This is a genomic window from Kitasatospora sp. NPDC001175 (genome assembly GCF_053598215.1).
On the sequence record NZ_JBSFJU010000005.1, the window covers coordinates 160,415 to 176,122 of the forward strand.

General features: G+C 72.3%; 12 protein-coding genes and 2 tRNA genes. 7 read left to right on the forward strand and 7 right to left on the reverse strand.

All coding sequences use genetic code 11. The features are described 5' to 3' along the window. Nucleotides 1-78: 78 nt before the first annotated feature. Nucleotides 79-798 (reverse strand): GNAT family N-acetyltransferase, encoded by a 720-nt coding sequence (locus ACWDAK_RS06060; RefSeq protein WP_427392903.1) that lies wholly within the window; start codon nt 796-798, stop codon nt 79-81. 702 nt (nt 799-1,500) lie between these two features. Between ACWDAK_RS06060 and ACWDAK_RS06065 the strand changes: the two genes are divergently transcribed. Beyond that, a complete protein-coding gene (locus ACWDAK_RS06065; protein ID WP_344634380.1) occupies nt 1,501-2,445 on the forward strand; it encodes a PAC2 family protein in 945 nt (314 codons plus the stop codon). Between the two features lie 225 nt (nt 2,446-2,670). After that, nucleotides 2,671-3,633, forward strand: a complete 963-nt coding sequence (locus ACWDAK_RS06070) for an SGNH/GDSL hydrolase family protein (RefSeq protein WP_344634379.1) — start codon at nt 2,671-2,673, stop codon at nt 3,631-3,633. A 134-nt stretch (nt 3,634-3,767) separates the two neighbouring features. Here ACWDAK_RS06070 and ACWDAK_RS06075 read toward each other — a convergent pair whose 3' ends face one another. Continuing rightward, nucleotides 3,768-5,081 (reverse strand): MFS transporter, encoded by a 1,314-nt coding sequence (locus ACWDAK_RS06075; protein ID WP_427392904.1) that lies wholly within the window; start codon nt 5,079-5,081, stop codon nt 3,768-3,770. Further along, nucleotides 5,078-5,665 carry a helix-turn-helix domain-containing protein gene (locus tag ACWDAK_RS06080; RefSeq protein ID WP_344634377.1) on the reverse strand — a complete coding sequence of 196 codons (588 nt, stop codon included), beginning with the start codon at nt 5,663-5,665 and terminating at the stop codon, nt 5,078-5,080. The genes ACWDAK_RS06075 and ACWDAK_RS06080 overlap by 4 nt, the downstream gene beginning before the upstream one ends. 123 nt (nt 5,666-5,788) lie before the next feature. Here ACWDAK_RS06080 and ACWDAK_RS06085 point away from each other — a divergent pair, with 123 nt between their 5' ends. The 3 genes from ACWDAK_RS06085 to ACWDAK_RS06095 all read left to right on the forward strand — a co-directional run bounded on the left by ACWDAK_RS06085 (nt 5,789) and on the right by ACWDAK_RS06095 (nt 10,675). Continuing rightward, entirely contained in the window at nt 5,789-7,171 is a 1,383-nt protein-coding gene (locus ACWDAK_RS06085; RefSeq protein WP_344634376.1) for a deoxyguanosinetriphosphate triphosphohydrolase, read from the forward strand. Nucleotides 7,172-7,212: 41 nt separating this feature from the next. Further along, nucleotides 7,213-9,117 carry a DNA primase gene (gene dnaG, locus ACWDAK_RS06090; protein ID WP_344634375.1) on the forward strand — a complete coding sequence of 635 codons (1,905 nt, stop codon included), beginning with the start codon at nt 7,213-7,215 and terminating at the stop codon, nt 9,115-9,117. A 247-nt stretch (nt 9,118-9,364) separates the two neighbouring features. Beyond that, a complete protein-coding gene (locus ACWDAK_RS06095) occupies nt 9,365-10,675 on the forward strand; it encodes an RNA polymerase sigma factor (RefSeq protein ID WP_427392905.1) in 1,311 nt (436 codons plus the stop codon). A 28-nt stretch (nt 10,676-10,703) separates the two neighbouring features. On the opposite strand, the gene ACWDAK_RS06100 is transcribed toward ACWDAK_RS06095, so the two are convergent. The 3 genes from ACWDAK_RS06100 to ACWDAK_RS06110 all read right to left on the reverse strand — a co-directional run bounded on the left by ACWDAK_RS06100 (nt 10,704) and on the right by ACWDAK_RS06110 (nt 14,223). Continuing rightward, entirely contained in the window at nt 10,704-12,107 is a 1,404-nt protein-coding gene (locus tag ACWDAK_RS06100; RefSeq protein WP_344634373.1) for a glutamate decarboxylase, read from the reverse strand. A gap of 171 nt (nt 12,108-12,278) precedes the next feature. Beyond that, the gene (locus tag ACWDAK_RS06105) at nt 12,279-13,715 is read right to left on the reverse strand and encodes an FGGY family carbohydrate kinase (RefSeq protein ID WP_344634372.1); all 1,437 of its coding nucleotides are present in this window, start codon (nt 13,713-13,715) and stop codon (nt 12,279-12,281) included. Nucleotides 13,716-13,938: 223 nt separating this feature from the next. Then, complete coding sequence (locus ACWDAK_RS06110; protein WP_344634371.1) at nt 13,939-14,223, reverse strand: hypothetical protein; 285 nt, start codon at nt 14,221-14,223, stop codon at nt 13,939-13,941. 300 nt (nt 14,224-14,523) lie between these two features. On the opposite strand from ACWDAK_RS06110, the gene ACWDAK_RS06115 reads away from it, so the two are divergent. Both ACWDAK_RS06115 and ACWDAK_RS06120 read left to right on the forward strand, forming a co-directional pair. Further along, a tRNA-Asn gene (locus tag ACWDAK_RS06115) sits at nt 14,524-14,596 on the forward strand. A 37-nt stretch (nt 14,597-14,633) separates the two neighbouring features. After that, nucleotides 14,634-14,706: transfer RNA gene (locus ACWDAK_RS06120), tRNA-Asn, on the forward strand. Between the two features lie 170 nt (nt 14,707-14,876). Here ACWDAK_RS06120 and ACWDAK_RS06125 read toward each other — a convergent pair. Continuing rightward, complete coding sequence (locus tag ACWDAK_RS06125; protein WP_344634370.1) at nt 14,877-15,659, reverse strand: trypsin-like serine peptidase; 783 nt, start codon at nt 15,657-15,659, stop codon at nt 14,877-14,879. Between the last annotated feature and the right edge of the window lie 49 nt (nt 15,660-15,708).

Sequence of the window (15,708 nt, forward strand, 5' to 3'; positions counted from 1 at the left end):
AGGTGCGCCGGTGCCCTCCGCCTGCGGCTGCGAGCTGCGGAGGGCACCGGCGCGGTTCGGGCGGTCACGCCCGCACGGTCAGACCTGGATCAGCGGGAAGCCCTGTCTGAGGCACTCCTGGTTGATCTTCGGGTCGGGGGCGGTCGGCGAGGTCGCGGCCGCGATCCGGAGCTCGATGATGTCCCGGACGGCCGGCCACTCCTCGTCGAGGATCGAGTAGAACGCGGTGCTGCGGACGACCCCGTCCAGTCCCCGCGAGTGGGCGCGGCGGACGCCCTCGCTGGTCGCGCCGAGCCGTTCGATGGCCGCCCGGGAACGCAGGTTCCGGGCGTCGGCGCGCAGCGAGATCCGCTGGACCTGCCAGGTCTCGAAGGCGTGCCGCAGCATCAGCAGCTTGGCCTCGGTGTTGATGCCGGTGCCCTGGGCCCGCGGCGAGAGCCAGGTGTTGCCGATCTCGGCGGCGTCCGGCACCGCGGCCAGCGGGTCGCCGTGCGGCACGCCCGGCACCGGCGGCCAGACCAGCGGGCCCTGCCAGTAGTCGAGTTCCAGGAAGCGGGTGGACCCCACCACGCTGTTGTCCGCGGTACTCACGATGGCGAACGGCAGCGACTTGCCCGCGACCTGGTCGGCGAGGGCGCGGCCGATGTACTCCCGGGCGGCTTCCAGGCCGTGCGGGACGGGAGTGAAGGCGTAGGTCGTACGGTCCTCGGCGCCGGCCGTGGCCAGGGCCTCGGCGTGGTGCTCGGCGAGGGGCTCCAGCCGCACGCTACGGCCGATGAGGGTTACGGGTACGGGCACGGATCCTTCGGTCCTTCGGCGGTCGGAGGGGACCTCCGCACCGGTTTCTCGGCATGGAGGCGGGGCTGTCTCAGCACGTCCGGGTACGGGAACGGGTCTTCGACCGCGTCCGGCGGGATGAGAGAGAGGACAGTGTGCGTCCGAAAGATGGCCGAGAGAGGAATGAGAGCGCGAAGAGCAGCGGGCGGCCAAGTGAAGGCAAGGTGTCTGGAGAGTGGCTGCCAGCGTACCTGGCCGGGCCGGGAACACGACGTGACAGACGGCGTGACAACGGCGCGGCGATGCGAGGCAGCGAGAGGACCATACCCGTCAGAAGGCGGTGCGTCACTTCGCGGCGCGCGAACAGGGGCACGTGGCCGCCCGGGACACGCCACCACGGCCCGGCACAGTGGTCGAAACCGGGCACGACAGGGGGCTCGGCAGGGGGTCGGGAAGAGCCGACGTGACGGCTCTCACCTGCGGATTCGCGGCGAGATGCGATGATTTTCGTCCGGCCGGGTCCGGTGGCGGGCCGGCGGGGTGTGGTGGGGAAGCTGACACATCCTCGGCGATTCGGGAATGTCACAGGGCTGCGGCACGCTGGACTGGTCAAGAACCGGTCGGCCGGAAGAGGACCGCAGGATCCGGTGCCCGTGACGGGCGGGGTCAGGCCGGTCGATCCGACGACGATGAGCGACGAGACGGAACGGGGTTGGGTGCGCGGTGCGTGATCCCAAGGAGCTGTACCAGCTGGAGCGGCAGGGCGTGGACGCGCTGGCCGAAGCCCGTGCCGCTGCCGGTCCCGAGGCCGCCGGCCTGGTGCTGCTGCACCACTTCGAGGGCTTCCTGGACGCCGGTGAGGCCGGCGGCCAGGTGGTGGCCCACCTGCTGGAGCACGGCTCGCCGCAGATCGTGGCCCGGTTCGACCACGACCGCCTGGTGGACTACCGGGCCCGCCGCCCGGTGATGACCTTCAAGCGCGACCATTGGACGGCCTACGAGCCGCCGGAGATCCTGCTGCAGCTGGTCCGGGACTCGGTCGGCACCCCGTTCCTGCTGCTCAGCGGTCCCGAGCCGGACACCGAGTGGGAGCTGTTCACCGCAGCCGTGCGGGAGCTGGTCGAGCGCTTCGAGGTCCGGCTGACCATCGACTTCCACGGCATCCCGATGGGCGTCCCGCACACCCGGCCGGTCGGGCTCACCCCGCACGGCAACCGGGTCGACCTCGCAGCCGGTTACCCGCGCTGGTTCGACCAGGCCCAGGTGCCGGGTAGCGCCCAGTCGCTGCTGGAGTACCGGCTGGCCCAGGCCGGGCACGACGTGGTGGGTTTCGCCGCCCATGTGCCGCACTACGTGGCCCGCGCGGCGTACCCGGCGGCCGCCGTGGTGATCCTGGAGGCCGTCCAGTCCGCCAGCGGCCTGGTCCTGCCGGGCACCGAGATCCGCGAGCGGGTCGGCGAGGTGTACGCGGACATCGAGGAGCAGCTGGCCCAGGGGGACGGCGAGTTGCGTTCTGCGATCCGGGGCATGGAAGGCCAGTACGACGCGGTGGCCGGGGCGGAGAGCCGCGAGAGCCTGCTGGCCGAGGCCACCGAACTGCCCTCGGCGGACGAGCTGGGGCGGCGGTTCGAGGAGTTCCTCGCGGAGCAGGATCGCGGCGCGGAGTAGCGCCTCCGGCACCCCGGAGTGTTCGGCAAGCAGGCACCGCCCGTCGCGGACGAACCTGATCGGCCCCGTGCGGTCCGGGGGTACGGCCGATCGGGCGTACGACGCCGTCAGGCGTAGTGGCCGTCACACCCGGGAGGGGAGCTATCGGTCGTGCCCGTTCGTTGGACCGGCGAGGCCCGAGGACGGGCCGACGGAACACGGCCGGGCCGGCTTCGGGGGGTGGGGATGGACATCAGACGCGTGGGAGCGCTGCTAGGCGGGGTCGGGCTGCTGCTGACGGCCGGGTGCCAGGCGGACGGCTCCGAGTCCGCACCGGCCGCTTCCGCAGCTGCCTCGGCGGCGGCCGCCAAGGCGGCCCCGACCGGTCCGTACGTGGCGCTCGGCGACTCGTACACGGCCGGGGTGCGGATCGCCCCGCAGACCGGTACCCCGGCCGGGTGCACCCGCTCCGGGGCCAACTATCCGTCGCTGGTGGCCAGGGCCCTGGGCCTGTCCGGGCAGGCCTTCACCGACGTCAGCTGCAGCGGGGCGACCACCCGTGACCTGACCGGGGCGCAGCGGACCGGAGACGGTACCAACGGGCCCCAGCTGGACGCGCTCTCCCCGGCGACCCGGCTGGTCACGCTCGGGATCGGCGGGAACGACGCCGGGTTCGCGGAGGTGCTCGGCCGGTGCGCCGAGGAGGGCCTCAAACGGAGCCTGGTCGCCGGTCTCACGGGCGAGCCCACCGCCGACTCGCCCTGCCGCGGCCACTACACCGGTGCCGACGGGCGGGACCAGCTGCAGCAGCGGGTCGATGCGGTGGGTGAGCGGCTCGGCGAGCTGCTGCGGGAGGTGAAGCGGCGCTCCCCGCAGGCCAGGGTCTACGTGGTCGGGTATCCGGAACTACTGCCGGCCGACCCGGCATCCTGCGGGGCGACGCTGGGCCGGAGCGTGGCGGCCGGGGACATCGCGTTCCTGAACGAGAAGGAGCAGCAGCTCAACGCGATGCTCCGGCAGCGTGCGGAGGCGGCGGGCGCCGGTTACGTGGACACCTACGCTCCGTCGTCCGGGCACGACATGTGCGCGGGAGAGGCGAACCGCTGGATCGAGCCGCCCTTCCCCGCACACGGTCTGGCACCGGTGCACCCCAACGCGGTCGGCCAGCAGGGCATGGCGGCGGCGGTCCTCCAGGCCGTCCGGGCGTAGCCGGGCGGGAGCCCGGGCAGGGCCCCTCGCGCAACCGGCGGCGGTCCGGCCGGAGCTCCACCTGCACGGGCCCGATCCGGCGCGTTCATCGCCAGCCGTGCAGCCGCCGATCACCGGGGCGGTGGGGTACCCGTTCAGCCCAGTGCGGCCGCGGCGTCCTCGGCGGCGGTACTGGCCTCCCGGGCGGTCATCGGCTCGGTGGGCAGGTCGCGGCAGTGGCGTACCGGCGAGAACCAGAGGATCAGCGCGGCCAGCGGCACCCCGGCCGTGAGGATCCACATCGCGGGCCGCAGTCCCAGCTCGGTCGCGAGCAGCCCGCCGGCCAGGGCGCCGACCGGGATGGTCCCGTAGTTGAGGACGGAGCTGCTGGCGCTCAGACGGCTGAGCAGCTCTGGCGGGCAGTGGTGCTGCTGGAAAGTCGACTTGAGGACGTTCCCGCCGACGACCCCGAGCGAGACCGCGAACCCGCCGAGGACGTAGAGCGCCAGACCGGCGCCCCTCCCGGTGAGCGGGATGAGCAGAGCCGGCAGGGTCAGCCCGCCCTCGAAGAGGAGCATGGTGCGCGCCGTGCCGATCCGGGCGCCCACCCGGCGGGCCAGCGCCGCGCCGACGATGCCGCCGGTCGATGCGGCGGCGATCAGGGCGCCCACCACGCCGGAGTCCAGTCCGACCTCGCGGACCAGGAAGACCGCCAGGATCGACTGGTAGCCGGTCAGTGCGAGGTTGGAGCAGGCACCGAAGAGCGTGAGCGTGCGGAACCAGGCGTTGCCTGTCATCAGCCGCAGACCGTCACCGACCTCGCGGAACAGTGCCTGGCGCGGTGCGGCCTTTCGGACCGGTTCCCGGTACCGGATGCGCGCGGTGGCGCAGAGCGAGATCAGGAAGGTGGCGGCGTCGACCAGCAGACCGTTCACCGGGCCGAGGAGCTGGGCGATCGCGCCGCCCGAACCGAGGCCGACGATCTGGGCCGCCGAGGCGCTGCCGTGCAGTTTGGCGTTGCCCTCGGCCCGGTCGGCGGGTTCCAGCAGGCCGGGCAGGTAGGCGGTGTACGCGGTCTGGAAGAAGACCCCGGCGGCGCCGATGGCCAGTGCCACGCCGAGCAGTTGGCTCATCGTCAGGATCCCGGCGCGGGCCGCGATCGGCACGCCCAGCAGCAGGACCAGCGACACCGCCGAGGTGGTGAGCATGATCGAACGGCAGCGCATCCGGTCCACCCAGACGCCCACCGGCAGGCCGATCAGCAGCCAGGGCAGCCATCCGGCCGCGCTCAGCAGGCTGACCTGGAAGGTCGAGGCGTGCAGGGTGGTGATGGCGATCAGTGGCATCGCCAGACCTGTCACGGAGGAGCCGAACTTCCCGGTCGTCTCGCCGAGCCAGAGCAGTCGGAAGTCGCGGTGGCGGCGGAGTAATCCGACCGGGCGCAGCGGGTCTGCGGACTCGGTGCTCATTCGGTCTCGGCTTCCTTTCGGGGCAGGGCCTGGATCTGGAGCACGATCGGTTTGGCGTCGGGGTCGGGTTCGGCGTCCGGGGCGGGGGTGTGGCGCTCGATCACCTCGAACAGATCGCGGATCAGGGCGCGGAGTTGCTCCGAGGTCAGGCGCAGCGTGTTCCAGTCGGAGATGCTCCCGGCGCCGAGCCAGTCATCCGTCCACGCGATGGCCGAGGCCTCGCTGGCCCGCTGGAACTGCTGCCGGAGCAGCTCCTGCACGTAAACGGCCAGCGTGCCTTGAAGTGCCGGATCGTGCCGGAAGTCGGCGGTGTTCAGCACGTTCTGCATGCGCACGGCCCGCCACCATCGCTCGCGCTTGGTGCCGCGCCCCAACTCCTCCTCGATGAAGCCGTGTTCGGCGAGGTGGCGCAGGTGCCAGCTGATCGTTCCGGTGCTCTCGCCGAGCCGCTCGGCGAGTCGGGCCGAGGTGGCCGGCCCGTCGAGCCTGAGTGCTTCGAGGATGTGCACCCGCAGTGGATGGGCCAGTCCGCGAAGGCTCTTGGCGTCGATCACGCGGTGGGTGCGGGGTTCGGGCTCGTTCATGGTGTCAGCCTAGAGTGCAGAGAACTCTCTGCATAGAGTTCTCTGCAGACAAATCTCTGCATCAATCGCAGACGCGCGGCGGGGCAGAGGAATGTCGGTCCGGCGGCGTACGGTGACACACATATGGACGACACCGCGCACCGCTCCGCCCCGAACGACTCCTCCCAGCCCGGCGCGTCCCGCCCGGAGGCACCGCGTCCCGCCGCGTCCCGCCGTGCCGTGCCCCGGTCCGGCGTGTTCGGATACGACCCCGCCGCCCAGGCCCGCTGGGTTCCCGAGCCTGACAAGCGGCCCGGCCGCACGGCCTTCCAGCGCGACCGCGCCCGCGTCCTGCACTCCGCCGCGCTGCGCCGGCTCGCCGGCACGACCCAGGTGGTCGCCCCGATGCGCAGCGACTTCCCGCGCACCCGGCTGACGCACTCGCTGGAGTGCGCCCAGGTCGGCCGGGAGCTCGGGGCCTCGCTCGGCTGCGATCCGGACCTGGTGGAGACCGGCTGCCTGGCGCACGACCTGGGCCACCCGCCGTTCGGCCACACCGGCGAGCAGGCCCTCGACCAGGCGGCCGCCGCCTGCGGCGGCTTCGAGGGCAACGCGCAGTCACTGCGCATCCTGACCCGCCTGGAGCCCAAGCGCTTCGCGCCGACCGGCGAGCCGCCCGCCCGCCTCGCCCCCTGGCCCGGCCGCAGTGTCGGCCTCAACCTCTCCCGTGCCGCGCTCGACGCCGCCACCAAGTACCCGTGGACGCGCGGCAACCACCCCACCGACCCGGCCTCGGCGAAGTACGGCGTCTACGCCGACGACCTGCCGGTCTTCCGCTGGCTGCGCAGCGGCGCGCCCGCCCACCGCAGGTGCTTCGAGGCCACCGTGATGGACTGGTCGGACGACGTCGCCTACTCCACCCATGACGTCGAGGACGGCCTGCAGGCCGGCCACATCGACCCGGCCGCGCTGCACTCAGCCGAGGAGCGCACCGAGCTCTTCAAGGTCGCCCAGCGCTACGCCCCGGACGCGGGCGCCGAGGAGCTGAGCGAGGCCCTCGACCGTCTCCAGGGCCAGGAGTGGTGGCCCCGCTCGTACGACGGCTCCGCCCGGGCCCGCGCCGGCCTGAAGGACCTCACCAGCCAGCTGATCGGCCGGTTCTGCCTGGCGGCCGAGCAGGCCACCCGGGCCAGGTACGGTCCGGGCCCGCTCACTCGCTACGCCGCCGAGCTGGTGGTTCCGCGGGAGGTCCGGCTGGAGTGCGCGGTGCTCAAGGCCGTCGCCGTCCGGTACGTGATGCAGCGGGACGAGCAGGCCCAGCTGCGCTCCCGCCAGCGCATCGTGATCGCCGAACTGGCCGACCGCCTCGTCGGCACCGCCCCGTACGGTCTGGATCCGGTCTTCGCAGCGCTCTACGAGAGCGCAGAGGACGACCGGGCCGCGTTGCGCGCGGTGATCGACCAGATCGCCACCCTCACCGACGCCTCCGCCCTGGCCCTGCACGCCCGCCTGGTGGAGGGGCGGTAAACGATCGCCGGTTCGGGGGGCCGGGGCCGTAGACTTCCGGGGTGGCAGGCAGGATCAGGGACGAGGATGTGCAGGCGGTGCGCAACGCACTGCCCATCGACGCGGTCGTCGGCGACTACGTTCAGCTCGCCAATGGCGGCGGTGCGCAGCTCAAGGGCGTCTGCCCGTTCCACGACGAGAAGTCGGCCTCCTTCTACGTCCACCCCGGCAAGGGCGTCTTCCACTGCTTCGGCTGCGGCGAGAGCGGCGACACGATCTCCTTCCTGATGAAGATCGAGCACTTCTCGTTCGCCGAGGCGGTCGAGCGGATGGCCGCCCAGGCGGGCATCACCCTGCGCTACGAGGAGGGCGGCTACAGTCCCCGGCACCAGCAGGGTGAGCGCACCAGACTGGTGGAGGCGCACAAGGTGGCCGCCGCCTGGTTCCAGGAGCAACTGGGCTCCCCGGAGGCCGAGATCGCCCGCGGTTTCCTGGCCGAGCGCGGCTTCGACGAGGCCGCCGCCAAGCACTTCGGGGTCGGCTACGCTCCGGCGGGCTGGGAGCACCTGGTCCGCTACCTGCGCGGCAAGGGGTTCACCGACAAGGAGATCCTGGTCGGCGGCCTGGCCTCGCAGGGGCAGCGCGGCGGCCTGATCGACCGCTTCCGGGGTCGGCTGGTCTGGCCGATCCGGGACACAGCCGGCGAGGTGGTCGGCTTCGGCGCCCGCCGCCTGCGCGAGGACGACAACGGGCCCAAGTACCTCAACACCCCCGAGACCCCGCTCTACAAGAAGTCCCAGGTGCTGTACGGCATCGACCTGGCCAAGAAGGAGATCGCCAAGACCGGTCGGGCCGTGGTGGTCGAGGGCTACACCGATGTGATGGCCTGCCACCTCGCGGGCGTGACGACGGCGGTGGCCACCTGCGGTACCGCCTTCGGGGAGGACCACATCAAGATCATCCGTCGGCTGCTGATGGACACCTCCGCCTACCGCGGTGAGACCGTCTTCACCTTCGACGGCGACGCCGCCGGGCAGAAGGCCGCCCTGCGAGCCTTCGAGGACGACCAGAAGTTCGCCGCCCGCACCTCCATCGCCATCACGCCCGGCGGTATGGACCCGTGCGAACTCCGTCTCGCCGAGGGCGACGAGGCGGTCCGCGAACTCATCGAAAACCCGGTCCCGCTCTTCGAGTTCGCGCTCCGCTCGGCCGTTGCCCGGCACCGCGTGGACACCGCCGAGGGCCGTGCCGCCGCGCTGGAGGAGACGGCCTCGATCATCGTCAAGATCAAGGACCGCTCGATCCAGCACGAGTACGCGGTCCAACTCGCCGGAATGCTGGGCATCCTGGACGAGCAGTTCGTGGTCCGCCGGGTCGGCCAGCTCGCCCGCTGGCAGCGTGAGAACGGCCAGCAGCCGCGCGGCCAGGCGCTGCGCCGGGCGGACGGCGGTCAGCCCGCCCAGCCGCCGCGCCCCGTCCACCGGTTGAACCCCCGGGACCCTGCCCAGTTCGTCGAGCGCGAGCTGCTCAAACTCGCCCTCCAGCACCCGGATCTGGTCAGCCCGGCCTTCGACCACTACGGCGACGACGAGTTCCCCACGCCGCCGTACACCGCCGTCCGCCGGGCCATCCGCCAGGCCGGCGGCACCGCGTACGGCGCGAGTCTGCCGGACTTCACCGCGACCGTGCGCGATGCCAGTCCTGATGACCAGGTGCGCAGCCTGGCAACCGAGTTGACGGTGGAGCCGCTGCGTACCCGGCGAAAGCCGGACGCCATCTACGCGGGCGAGTTCCTGGTCAAGCTGCGGCTCCAGGCCGTGGACCGGCGGGTCAACGAGGTGCGTGCCCACCTGCGCCGCCTGGGCGACCGGGCCACCGCCGAGGAGCTGGGCCCCGTCCAGGGCGAACTGTGGGCCCTCCAGCAGTACGCCCAGCAACTGCGCAACAAGGGCGCCGCGGGGCTGTAAGCGCGGCCGCCCTTTCGGCGCGAGAGCACCACCCTGCGACGGCGCCGGAGCGGACGGCCGGGGCCCCGGCCGCTCACACCCCCGGCGTCCCTCCGGCCCCTCGGGTGACCGCTCGCGGAAGTTCGACACGGGAACAGAAAGTCGCCGCCCGCCTCTCGGCCCCCGAGTGTGGCGTACCCCACACTGGTGGGTATCCCAGTCCGTGTGGCGCGGTTCTCCGCATGAGCCGCGCGCGGCCCAGAGGGGGATGCCCGTGGAACTTGCCACTGCGCGTCAGGCCGTCATGTTCGAGGACAGCAGCCGTCACGGCCGGGACACCACCCTGCCGTCCGAGGAAGCCCGGGTGCCCCTGCAGGGCTCACCGGACGTCCGCCCCGACACCGCGAGCAACACCCCCGCGGACCCGGTCTCCCCGGCCCCCGGGGCCCGCACCGGCCTGCCGGACATCCCCCACCTGCCCGACCCGCCCGACCTCCCCGGCGTACCGGAGCTCCCGGGTCCGCCCGACCTCCCGGGAGCTCCGGCCCTGCCGGACGAGGACGCGGAGGCCGAGGGGCTCGCCCCGGCCCTGGACGCGGGCACCGGCCCCGCCGCCGACCTGCTGCGCCAGTACCTGCGCGAGATCGGCCGGATCCGGCTGCTCACCGCCGTCGAGGAGGTGGAGCTGGCCCGCCAGGTCGAGGCGGGCCTCTTCGCCGAGGAGGCCCTCGGCCGGGCCGCCGGAGCCCCCGCGGCCCCGCCGGGGCCCGCACCCGGCGTCGCGGTGGCCGCACCCGGCGCGGCGAGACCCGCGGCCCCGCTCACCGACGAGCTGGACCGCCTGGTGCTGCTCGGCAGGATCGCCAAACGGCGGCTGATCGAGGCCAACCTGCGGCTGGTGGTCTCCGTCGCCAAGCGCTACGTCGGCCGCGGCCTGACCCTGCTCGACCTGATCCAGGAGGGCAACCTCGGCCTGATCCGGGCCGTCGAGAAGTTCGACTACACGCGCGGCTACAAGTTCTCCACGTACGCGACCTGGTGGATCCGGCAGTCGATGAGCCGGGCGCTGGCCGACCAGGCCCGGACGATCCGGGTGCCGGTGCACGTGGTGGAGCTGATCAACCGGGTGCTGCGGGTGCAGCGGGCGCTGCTGCAGGAGCGCGGAGCGGAGCCGGCCGCCGCCGAGATCGCCTCGGTGCTGGAGCTCTCCGAGGCCAGGGTCCGCGAGGTGCTGCGGCTGGCCCAGGAACCGGTCTCGCTGTACGCCCCGGTGGGGGCGGAGGACGATGTCGCGCTCGGCGATCTGATCGAGGACGCGGACGCCGTCTCGCCGGTGGAGAACGCCTCCTTCCTGCTGCTGCGCGAGCACCTGGAGGCGGTGCTGGCCACCCTGGGCGAGCGTGAGCGCCAAGTGGTCCAGCTCCGTTACGGGTTGGACGACGGGCGGCCGCGCACCCTGGAGGAGATCGGCAACCTCTTCGGCGTCACCCGGGAGCGGATCCGCCAGATCGAGTCCAAGACCCTCTCCAAGCTGCGCGGCCACGCCTTCGCCGACCAACTGCGCGGCTACCTCGACTGATTCGGGGCCGACGCGGCCGACCGCCGGTTCAGTGGTGGAAGCCGCTCCGCGGCGGCATCCCCAGCTCGGCCAGCGGTTTCGGCTGGAGCTTGAGTTCGGGCAGCAGACGGGTCAGATCGGAGAGCAGCAGATCCGCCAGATCCTGCGAGAACCCGTTGCGGCAGACCACCCGCAGGACGGACAGATCGGTCCGGTCCGCCGGGAAGGCGTACGCGGGGACCTGCCAGCCGCGTTCGCGCAGCCGGCGGGAGACGTCGAAGACGTCGAACGGGAGGTCCCCGAGGGTGGTGAAGGCGAAGACCGGCAGCTGGTCCCCCCGGGTGAGCAGCCGGAAGCAGCCCAACCGCTCGATTCCAGCGGCCAGATATCCGGCGACGTCGCGGCATGCCTGCTGGACCGCCCGGAAGCCCTCCCGGCCGAGCCGCAGGAAGGTGTAGTACTGGGCGACCACCTCCGCCCCGGGCCGGGAGAAGTTGAGCGCGAAGGTGGGCATCTCGCCGCCCAAGTAGTTGACCTTGAACACGAGTTCCTCGGGCAGCGCCTCGTGGTCCCGCCAGAGCGCCCAGCCGACCCCGGGGTACACCAGGCCGTACTTGTGGCCAGAGGTGTTGATCGAGGCGACCCGCGGCAGTCGGAAGTCCCACGGCAGTTCGGTGTCGAGGAAGGGCGCCACCATGCCGCCCGAGGCGCCGTCCACGTGCACCGGGACATCGAGCCCGGTGCGCTGCTGCAACTCGTCCAGGGCGGTGCAGATTTCGGCGATCGGCTCGTAGGAGCCGTCGAAGGTCGAGCCTAGGATGCCGACCACGCCGATGGTGTCCTGGTCGCAATGGGCCACCGCCTGCTCGGCGTCGAGGTGGAACCGTTCGCCGCTCATCGGCACCAGCCTCGGCTCCACCTCCCAGAAGTTGCAGAACTTCTCCCAGCAGACCTGCACGTTGATGCCCATCACCAGGTTGGGCCGGGCGCCCGCCGCGTAGCGGTCCCGGTTGCGCCGCATCCACCGGCGCTTGAGGGCGAGCCCGGCCAGCATGCACGCCTCGCTGGAACCGGTGGTCGAGCAGCCGACGGCCTGGTCGGGGTCGGGGGCGTGCCAGAGGTCGGCCAGGATGGCCACGCAGCGCCGCTCCAGCTCGGCGGTCTGCGGGTACTCGTCCTTGTCGATCATGTTCTTGTCGGCGCACTCCGCCATCAGCCTGGTCGCGTAGTCGTCCATCGACGTGGTGACGAAGGTGGCCAGGTTGAGCTTGGCGTTGCCGTCCAGCATCAGCTCGTCGTGGATCAGTTGGTACGCGCTCGGCGGCGGGATCGGGCTGTCGGGAAGCCGGTGCACCGGCGGGGCGATCTTCATCGCGCCGAGCAGATCGGTCGAGCCCAGCAGCGGACTGACGGACAGCCGGCGGTCCCTTCCGTTTCCCTCGTGCAGTGCCATACGGAGACATCCCTTCACCACGGTGCCTGGAGTGCCGGACCCCTCCAAGCTGCCACCACTGCCAGGAGGCGCGGCCGCAACACGCCGCCGGGCGCGCGGCCGCCCGGGGTGCGGGGCGGAGCGCGGGAAGGGCTGCGGGACCCGGCGGCCGCCGGGGTGCGATCGGGATGCCTAAGCCCTGGTCTCCGGATGCACCTGCTCGCGTACGGTGCCGTACTGCTGGCGGACCGCCTGGCCGAGGGCGAGGTCGTGCTCCTGGTCGGGCGTGTGAACGGTGGCCTCGGGCAGCTCCCACTGCGGCGGCTCGGGGGTTCCGGCCAGCGCCCAGGCGGCCTGCCTGGCCGCACCGCGCGCCGCGTGCGCCCCAGCCGGCGGTATCACCACGGGCACGCCGAAGATCAGCGGCGCGATCTCCCGCACGGCGGGCAGCCTCCCGGCCGTACCGAGCAGGAAGACCCGGTTCACCGCGACGCCCTTGGCCCGCAGCACGTCCAACGCGTCCGCGATGTTGCAGAGCATGCCTTCGACGGCGGCCCGGGCCAGGTGCTGGGGGGCCATCGACTCGGCCCGGAGCCCGGTCAGGGTGCCGGTGGCGTGCGGCAGTCGGGGCGTCCGCTCGCCGTCCAGGTACGGCAGGAGCACCAGCCCGTACGAGCCGGGGGAGGACTGCAGGGCCAGCTCGCTCAGCCCGGCCAGGTCGCAGCCGAGCATGGCGGCCATCGAACGCAACACCTGGGCAGCGTTGAGGGTGCCGGCCATCGGCAGGTGCCGGCCGGTGGCGTCGGCGTACGAGGAAACGGCTCCGGAGGTGTCCACCACGGCCTGGTCGTGGACCGCGAAGATGGTGCCGTTGCCGCCGAGTGAGACCACGGCGTCACCCGGGAGCAGGCCCAGGCCCAGGGCGGCGGCCATGTTGTCGCCGGTGCCGGCCGAGATCAGCAGGCCCTCGGGGGTGTGTCCGGCGGGTTCGGCGGGACCGAGCACATCGGGCACCCGCAGTTCGTGGCCGAGGGCGAGCTTGATGAGGTCCTGGCGGTACTCGCCGGTGAGCGGTGACCAGTAGCCGGTGCCGGAGGCGTCGCCCCGGTCGGTGGTCCGGCGCTTGGAATGGCGGCCGAGCAGCTGCCAGGTCAGCCAGTCGTGCGGGAGCAGCACCTCGGCGATCCGCTTCGCCGAGGCGGGCTCGAACTCGGCCAGCCAGCGCAGCTTGGCGATGGTGTAGGTCGGCAGCGGGACCGAGCCGATCGCCTCCACCCACGGGGTGGGGCCGCCGAGCGCGTCGATCAGCGCGGCGGCGGCACCGGCCGAACGGGGGTCGTTCCACAACAGTGCGGGGCGGACCAGGACACCGCCGGCGTCCAGGCCGATCAAACCGTGCTGCTGGGCCGAGACACCGATCGCCCGGACGCCCTCCAGCAGCCCGCCGGTGGCCGCCTCGCCGAGCGAGTGCAGCCAGTTCTGCGGATCGGTCTCGGTGGTTCTGGCGTCCGCGCCCTCGGGCAGCGGATGGGGTGCCCGGCCGTCCCGCAGTACGGCGCCGGTCTCGGCGTCGCACGCGACGATCCTGGTGCGAGTGGTGGAGCTGTCGATCCCCGCGACGATAGCCATGCCGAGATCATGCCTCAGCGGCTACCCCGTCCGGAGCCTGCCCACCCAAGTGTTGCCCACTCGGCGTGGTCCGCCGGCCGCGGACCGGCCCCTCGGGGCGGCCGGTGGCCGCTCGGTGGTGTGCGGACCGGATGAGAGGCCGGCGGGTGGTGCGACTCACACGGGCGGGTCCACGCGGACACGGACGCCTCCCGCTGCCGGCTTCGCGGGCCCGCCGGCCGCGCTACGGCCGGACGGTGCCCCAGCTGTCGTCCTCGACGCGATGCCGGTTCAGGTACGGGACCCGGTCGGTGAGGGCGTCGGGCAGCCGGTCACCGACCCGCTCGGCCACCGCGCCCGCGGCCTTCCCGGCCACTGCGCCGGCCTGCTGCCTGGCCTTGCAGGCCACGTCCTGGACCCGGGGGTTCTGGGCGATCTGCCTGGCCGTCTTGGCGATCTGCTCGTAGCGCTGCCGTCCGGCGCGTGCGCCCAGGACGTACCCGAGCCCGACCCCCACGACCAACGTCACCTTCCACATGCTCGGCCTCCACCCTTCCTCGCGGTTCCTGCCGCGTTGCCCTACCCGTCCTGCCCGGCGGCGAACCGCGCGGGCGATGGCGGGTCCGGGCCAGCCGTGCCCGCCGTGCACCAGCATCCCCCGGTGGTCCGTACCGCCGCGCGCCGGGCGCGTCGGAGCGGGTAGCGCGCCGGGTACCGGGAGGGGTGCGCGGTATCGATTGGCGGACCACCCCCCTGAGTGCGCTAATGTATGTCCCGCAGCGAGCGCCGAGAGGTCCGGGGGAGTCCGGAAGTCAAGGCGGAAGCTCATTCCCCCATAGCTCAATTGGCAGAGCAGCCGACTGTTAATCGGCAGGTTATTGGTTCGAGTCCAATTGGGGGAGCTCGGACGGCCCACCAAGGCAGTCCTGCTGTGGACATTCCCCCATAGCTCAATTGGCAGAGCAGCCGACTGTTAATCGGCAGGTTATTGGTTCGAGTCCAATTGGGGGAGCTTCACCGTCAGTTGAGGTGAGTAGCGCAGAGCGAGGGCCCTCCGGTCGCCGGGGGGCTTTCGTGTTGTCCCGGGACCCCGCCGGATGGCGGACCGCCCCTCACCGAGCCGGTTCGCTCCCCGGGCGGAGCTCGAAGCCCTCTCTCGGGCCGGACCGGGATCCGGTCCGGCTACCCGGTGGCCTTCCGGTACAGATTCGCGACCCGCTGGTCGAAGGTGATGCTGTACGAGGTCTGGTCGGTGTCCCCGCCCTGCTGGTAGCCGCCGATCACGCCTATCACCTTGCCGGCCGCGGTCAGCCAGGGGCTGCCGCTGGTGCCGTTGGTGTAGCCGCCGCAGTCGAAGCGCTCCTGGGTGTCGGTGAACTTCTTGGTGGGGGCGGTGCAGGTGATCGGGTCCTGGTGGTCGTTCGGGTAGCCGGTGACCGAGACCGGGACGTCGAAGCCCTGGTCGGTGCTGATCGGGTTGCCGCCGAGGGCGTCCTCGATCTGCTTGCCGTTCACGGGGGCCACCGTGACGAAGGCGACGTCGTACTCCGGATCCTCGTCGCTGGTCCAGTGCGGGTCCGTGGTGATCGACTCGAGCGTCCAAGCGCCGTAGGGGGCACGGCCGTTGCGGTAGCCGGGGGCGAAGACCATGTTGTCGAGCCGGCCGAGTTCGCTGGTGTAGACGCAGTGCGCCGCGGTGACCAGCAGGTTGCGGTGCGGGCTGTCCACGACGCTGGCGGTGCAGGCCCGTTGGCCGTCCAGGTCGCCGACGAAGAGCGCGCCGATCCGGTTGTTGAGCTCGCCGTCGGGGGCGGGCCGGGAGGAGGGGATGTTGCCGTTGTCCTCGGGGGCTATACCGGCGCTGGGCGTGCAGCCCGTGGCGGCCAGCAGTACGGCCAGCAGCGCGGCAGGCCCGCCGGGACCTCGCCGAGCGATCGTGCTGCCGGACTGCCGTACACGTGCCATGAACCGGTCTTTCTCGCCAGGGCCCGCCGTCGTGAGGCCTCGGGAGCAA